Raw genomic sequence first — 6,628 nt, forward strand, 5'->3', positions numbered from 1 at the left:
GAGCTCTTAAGGCTGCCTCATATTGATCTCTAGACATTCCAACATTCAGATCAGCATAAGCAGCCAAAGAGAGTTGAGCACCCTCATAAATGGACTCAATCAAGCTTGCCATGTCATTTCCCTCCCACTGGTGTATCAGATTTCAGACGAGTTACCTGCTGCCAGAGGATGTTGTATACGCTGTGGTTCGGATATTCTGGGCATGTCCTTGAAGAGCCTTGTGGGAAAAGTGTTGCGTTGAGCCAGCCACCGTAGTACCAAAAATCAGTTGCCGTGCCTAATCGATCTCCTGTCTGTCTATCCACAATAGACAGCTGAGCCTTGGTGATGTGGAAAATACGCGAGAAGCTGCGATCATTTTTTATCTGTCTCTCAAATATCTCCTGAAGCTTCGCTTGATCAGGCTGTCCGTTGGCAAGGAAATAGGTCTTGTCTACCTCAACAGTCTTATGGACTTTGACGCCTCCTTCTGTCTTGCACAGATGCTGAAAATACAGCCGACCAGGGACAATGTCCCATGTCGGAATCAACACAAAGATCGCGATAGCTAAGGCCTGTAAATTTCTCTTCCTGATAGCCGTTACCGCCAAGACGTTGGCCAGCTTACCAATGAGATGAACCGCGAGCCACGCCACGAAAATGTAGAGGAACAGAGCAATGAGTAGAGATAGAGCAATCATCTACGCCGCCTTTCGCAGAGTTGTAAAATAGTCATCATCACCAACCCATCTAGTCATGAGGTTGCTGTCAGTCCCGCCGACCAAGGGGACCGAAAAGATATCGATATCCCGACCGCCGGTCAGCCGATCATCACCGGTCCCGCCGTCCAGTAGATTGTTACCTTGTTGGCCGAGGAGAATGTCATTACCGGCGCCACCGCTCAGCAGCGGGTCGTTTCCTGCACCGCCTTCAATGTAGTCATGGCCGCCATTGCCGATGATGGTATCCGCCCCGTCCGAGCCATAAAGATGATCGCCGCCAGCATGACCTTCCAGCACATCCCCCACGCGATCGTCCCCAAAGATCACCTCGTTGGCCGAGGCCACGCCGCCGACTTCAAACCCCGTCCGCACATCGACATAATGCGTGTCGGTCGGGACGGTGCCGCCGTCGTTAATGTTGATCGCCAGACGCTTGACCAACAGTTCGGCGCGATCGCTGAGCGCGAGCGTGGTCCACGCGCCTTCACCGGCCTGCGTGTCATAGAGATCGAGCGCGCCACCGGCGTTGTGAATCGTGTAGTCGGCCCCGATCACAACGAAGGGATTCAGTTCTTGCAGCGCATACCGATACGCCAGCCCATCGGGCGTGGCGGCTTTGGCCTGGCTCAACACGGTGCTGCTCGACGTGTCGACCAGACTGTCGAGGCGATCGGGACTCGTCGCCGGCAGGCTATCCCGCAACGCGATCAGGTTCGTGTGGTAGGCCTCACGATCGCTTACGGGCGTCATCGTCACACTGGGTCCCTGGAACAGCCTCCGGAGGGCGTCGAGGCCGGTTTCCAAACTAGCGGCCGCTGTCGCGGAAGCGGCGTTGAGGATACTTGTGACGTCTGAGACGGACACGTTCGGATCAACCTTGGCGACGAGATCGTGCAGGGCTAACGCGTCGGTGAGGGTCGTGATGCTGTGGTTGTGAAGAGGGTCGATAAGACTTCCCTCGATGAAGGCACGCTCCACCGTTCCCAGATAGGTCCCGAATCCGCTGATCAGGGAAGGACCTTGCCCCACTACATTGGTGATGTTCGGGAAACTGAGCGTGGCGGGTGTGACACCCAGCAATTCGAGCACCTGCAGCACCGAGCCGCCAATACCCGGGGCGTTATACGTGTAGGCCGAGACCACGTCGGCATGGTCGGCGGTGAACGTTTGGGCAAGGAAGCCGCCCAAAGAATGGCCCGTCACAGTCAGGGCATGAGCCGGAGTAAACTTCAGTTCATTCTTAAACTGAGTGTAGAACGCCTCCAGGGAGGCATATTGCGCCTGAATATCCGTACTCCCGAGCAAGCCGATATCGACGAGGTCGGTAAACGCGTCAAAGGGATCATTGGTCCCGCGAATCGCCAGGAAGCGCTCGTTCGAGCCGTCGTTCTTCCGGAACAAGACCGCCGAGAAGCCATTCAGGTTGGGTGGGCTGACACTGACGATGGAATAGGTGGCTGCGAATTGAGCAGCCAGTGAGTCAGTGAAGCCTGCAATCTTCAACGCGTCTATAAACGCCTTGCGATTAGAATTCATCGATACCGTTAAGTTGGCATAGGCTGCCAAGGAGAACTGAGCTTACCGGAAATAAGTGCTTGTAGAATTTCCCATCTCAAATGCCTCCCATTTGAACGTTTCGCTTTGGTTTAATCACAGCTTTCCATAAATCATCGTATATGGCGTACCCCGGACAACTACTTGGTGGACCTTGGGGGAAAAGGTAGGCGGCCAACCATCCTCCATAAAAGTGGAAGAGTGTGGCTGATCCTAATATCTCCCCACTGTGTATATCCCGAACAAATGTCTCCACCTTAGTGATATGGAAAAGCCTAGAAAAACGGTCATCAAATGTGCTCCCGCTTTGATAGAGTCCGCTAAGCTCCTTCTGGTTTGGTTGTCCGTTGGCCGAAAAATACTTCTGCTCCACTTCAACAGACTTGTGCACCCTTACGCGTGCTTTGTCTTGACACAGATAACCAAAGTAAAGGTGTCCCGGAACGATGTCCCACGTCGGGATCAGCACAAACACCGCGATCGCACTGTACTTGGCAGCTTTGCTCGCGCTGTACTTTCCGATCGCGCTAACGACGAACTTCGCCAGCACGACGTAGGCAATCAACCCCAACAAAACAAAGAAGCCCATCGGTTATGCCACCTTTCTCTGGACCATCTGATCGACACTGCCATCCAGACCACTCGTGACAAACGTGAACTGGCCGTCGGGACGAATATACGTGTCGGCGGGTGCACCTTGACGACGAATCCCACCGACCAGCGTTTGCCCGTCGAATACAATCGTGCCGCTCCGGTCCGCATCGACGATCCGATCCTGCCCCTGGCCCGTGTGATAAAAATAGGTATCGAGCCCGGTGCCCCCGTCGAGCCGATCATCGCCCAGGCCGCCGTTGAGCCGATCGTTGTCCGCTTCCGCAAAGAGCTGGTCGTTGCCTTGCTGGCCGAGGAGGATGTCATTGTCACTGCCCCCAGGCAGCTCGTCGTTGTCGGCATTGCCTTCGAGATAATCCTGGTCGGCGAAGCCGTTGAGGACATCCTCACCGGCTCCTCCACACAGATGATCGCTGCCCGATCGTCCATCCAGGGGATCGTTGTCGATTCCTCCAAAGATGACCACCTGTGTCGCCGTCGCATTCCTGCCATTATTGAAGATTGTCGCCTTGTCCTCATACAACGTGGCGCTGGCGTTGGTGGGCGTTCCGTCCGCCAGCGTGAACTTCAGCTTCTCCGCCAGGAGCTCCGCCCGATCATTCAACGCATTCAACGTCCAGGTGCCTTGACCCGTTTGCGAGTTGTAGAGGTCCAGCGCGCCGTCCGCATTGTGTGGCGTATAATCCGGTCCGACCACGGCGAAGGGATTCAGTTCCTGGAGCGCATACCGATACGCGAGCCCGGTAGCATCGGCGTTGCGGGCCACTGCATAGATCTCACTGCTGCTCTTGGTAACAAAGCTGGCGATCTGGTAGGTCTGCGTCCCCACTGCGGCCCGAACGGCTTCGAGGTTGGTATAGAATTGATTTCTGAACGTGAGACTCCCAAAGTCATTCGTTTGGCGTCCAAACGGAGTCGGCGTGTAGCCCGGCACCAGAATCTTGCCTAACGCATCCAGTGCGTTCTCCAACGAATTCCCCTCGGCAATTCCTGACACCCCGACCAAGCCCGACGCGGCTTGGCTGGAGGAGGCCGCAAAGATCGCCTCGATCGTCTCCTTCAGTAACGTACCATCCACCTGCTGAAACAGCTCCATCAACGCCAGTGCATCCACCAGAAGCGTGAGGCTGTGGGTGGTACCAAAACTGCCGCTCTGCCCGAACAACCCGGCAAGTCCATCGACATTCGGTTGATCCTCAATAAAAATGGTCGTGGGAGCACCGTGAATCCCGGAGTTCGCCACATAGGGTTGATCGTTATGCGTCGCCTGCCCCACGAGTTGCGTGATTTTGTCGAAGCCGGTTCCCATCCCGATCTCGCCGGGCGGGAGGAACGAGGTCGTGGTGCTAAAATTCAAGATCGTTTCTTGGCGCACATCTTGGTACTGCTGGTCACCATACACGTTCCCGGTGTTCCCACTAGCAAACCAGGACGGATTGATGGCCAGCAGCCTGGTTTCGGCGGCTTGCAGCATTTCCCGAATCCGGTCCGCGTCGGACAGGCCTGCCGTACCTCCATTGATCCGACCACGACCGGCGCCGTTGAAGGTATACGTGGCAGTAATCTCATTCGCGTGCAGTTCGCTGAACACCGTCGCCAGATGCCCGCCCAGCGAGTAGCCGGTGACGTTGAGGACCGCATTCTGCGGCAATAGCCCTGAGGTCTTCAGGTCCCGGTAGTAGCGTTCCATACTCACGAGCTGCGCGAGCGCAAAGCCGGTCCCGGCAATTTCCCCGGCGGCGCCGGGCAACCCGTCCCGCTCCCAGTCCCCGCCCTCGGCCTGATTCTGGTATTCAAGGCTGCGGAAGGACAACGTGTATTCCCCAGTCGTCCGATCACGCATGAGGGTCGCCGAAAACCCCGTGGCATCATTGGCGTGGTGGTCGAGGATGTCGTAGGTACTGAGGAAGCGATCAGCCAGCACATTCGTAAAGCGGGTCTTGCCGGGAAGGTTGCCATTCGCATCTGGCTGGACAAATCGCGTGTCATTATTGCCGTCTAACAGAATCTCGCGAAGAGGCCGTCCGAATAGGAGCTGATCAAGATACGACTCCGCGGCCATTTGTTGCAGGGCAAACTTCAACCAAATCGAAATATTCGTTTGACTCATTTTGCCTCTCCTGCGTTTGCCGGTGCTGGCTTCAACACCTGGTTAATGAATTGCGCGTCGGTCTTCAGCGACTCCTTTGAACACTTTTGAGCTGTGAGCCACCACACTCCAGTCAGATTTCGCATATAGCCGCTGCGGACATAACCTCGCCTGACTGCGAATACCTCATTGGTTTGGAGGTCAAGGATGATAAGCTCCCCTCCTGCGATTCCAAGTTCCCGATCGTGCGGACGAGTAATCCCACGCCAGGTGTAGCCGTATCGGCTCCGGGGAGAAGAAACGTCTTCTTCTGCCACGATATAGGGAACGCGTACGAATTTGCCGTTGACCGCTGTTTGATAATCTTTCCCCGGATGTGCCTTCTCGTCTCGGTAAAACCGCCGGTATTTCATTCCCTCAACAGTTTTTGAATTCTTAGGCAAAGGGATTTCCAGGAACTGATACTTGCCTATGGCAGGCTGGACAAAATATTCTTCCGGGTGATCTCGTACTCCTACCGAATGTCCGTACGGATCTTCCAGTGCATAGAGATGTTCGAGTTCGTAATCTGTGGGATTGTCGCGGAGACGTAGTTGGAGCAAGCCTTCCACATTCTCCACCGTCTTGTAGATAAACTCCCCCGCTTCGGTCTTGCACAGATGCTCGAAGTATTCCTGCGGCGTCATGCCGGGCTTGTACCCACTGTCTTCCGGAACCGGATTGGGAATCTTGATCGCGTGCGCAAACCGCCCTTCTTCCGTCGCCAACGGATCGGCCGGCTTGAGCTTAGCGACCTCTCCGCAGACTTCGTGCGGAGCCAGCTTCCGCTTGGCACACGCGGCTTCAATTTCTTTGATCGCTTTCCGAAACCGCTCCCCGGGGGTCTCTTCCTTCTTGAACACTGACGCCCCGGTGCCCGCGATCAGGACACCTCCTAAGCCCAGCGCGATGAGCCCACGCTTCCATTTCATCTTCGTCATCTCATGCCACCTTTCGTGATTGCTCACCACCGCCTCGCTGATTCCTTCGGGCTCCTCGGATGTCGACCTGCCCGATCTGGAAGTTCTCGTTGACCATGAAAGCCCCTGTTCTTCGGCCGCGATACCGCTCCATGCTGATGAGCTGGGCAAAGACAACGCCCTTATCCTTGATCTCCTTATCTACTCCGAACACATCACGTGATCGATCGCCGCTGTTGGCATCGGCTGCATATTCGGTGCTGCGCATCGACAAGGTGTACGTTTGGGTCTGTGTATCAAACAAGAGCACGTCGTTCCCGTCCTGGCCATTGACCTGGTCCTTGTCGAGCCCGCCCGATAGCACGGCATCGCCATAGAGGCCGAACAGTTGGTCATCCCCGGCACCCCCCTCCAGCGTATCGGCTCCGCCGATCTCAGGCGAGCCACCCTGAAATGGCGTCGTATCGCCAATCAGAAGGGCTCTGCCGATTCCACCCGTGAGTCCATCGGCCCCACCCCCGCCGTGCAATTCGTCGTCCCCAGCACCGCCATAGAGAAGGTCATTGCCAGTGAAGCCAATCAGCGTGGCGCTCCGTCGGCCACTCAGAGAACGGGACCGCCCCACGAATCCCGGCACTGCTCCAGCGCCGCTGCTCAGCTCCATCAACCAATCCCGCACGAAAGCGTGTGTCGGACACCCGTGTTTCGCTCTC

At 56.2% G+C, this 6,628-nt stretch carries 6 protein-coding genes; all 6 read right to left on the minus strand.

Annotation, left to right across the window (positions count from 1 at the left end):
• Positions 1-113: 113 nt before the first annotated feature.
• Positions 114-680 carry a hypothetical protein gene (locus AB1555_17800; protein MEW6248540.1) on the minus strand — a complete coding sequence of 189 codons (567 nt, stop codon included), beginning with the start codon at positions 678-680 and terminating at the stop codon, positions 114-116.
• Entirely contained in the window at positions 681-2,267 is a 1,587-nt protein-coding gene (locus tag AB1555_17805) for a hypothetical protein (GenBank protein MEW6248541.1), read from the minus strand.
• A 46-nt stretch (positions 2,268-2,313) separates the two neighbouring features.
• Positions 2,314-2,844 carry a hypothetical protein gene (locus AB1555_17810; protein ID MEW6248542.1) on the minus strand — a complete coding sequence of 177 codons (531 nt, stop codon included), beginning with the start codon at positions 2,842-2,844 and terminating at the stop codon, positions 2,314-2,316.
• Between the two features lie 3 nt (positions 2,845-2,847).
• Entirely contained in the window at positions 2,848-4,977 is a 2,130-nt protein-coding gene (locus AB1555_17815) for a calcium-binding protein (protein ID MEW6248543.1), read from the minus strand.
• Positions 4,974-5,936 carry a hypothetical protein gene (locus AB1555_17820; GenBank protein MEW6248544.1) on the minus strand — a complete coding sequence of 321 codons (963 nt, stop codon included), beginning with the start codon at positions 5,934-5,936 and terminating at the stop codon, positions 4,974-4,976. Before AB1555_17820 ends, AB1555_17815 begins: the two co-directional genes overlap by 4 nt.
• 1 nt (position 5,937) lies before the next feature.
• On the minus strand, positions 5,938-6,628 hold a 691-nt coding region (locus AB1555_17825), incomplete at its 5' end, for a calcium-binding protein (protein MEW6248545.1).

The sequence above is a fragment of the Nitrospirota bacterium genome (assembly GCA_040755395.1).
GTDB lineage: Bacteria > Nitrospirota > Nitrospiria > Nitrospirales > Nitrospiraceae > DATLZU01.

What these genes read in the sequence shown, in the direction of transcription:
- AB1555_17800 (MEW6248540.1), bottom strand. Translation starts at nt 680, where the DNA reads ATGATTGCTCTATCTCTACTCATTGCTCTGTTCCTCTACATTTTCGTG.
- AB1555_17815 (MEW6248543.1), bottom strand. Translation starts at nt 4,977, where the DNA reads ATGAGTCAAACGAATATTTCGATTTGGTTGAAGTTTGCCCTGCAACAA.
- AB1555_17810 (MEW6248542.1), bottom strand. Translation starts at nt 2,844, where the DNA reads ATGGGCTTCTTTGTTTTGTTGGGGTTGATTGCCTACGTCGTGCTGGCG.
- AB1555_17820 (MEW6248544.1), bottom strand. Translation starts at nt 5,936, where the DNA reads ATGACGAAGATGAAATGGAAGCGTGGGCTCATCGCGCTGGGCTTAGGA.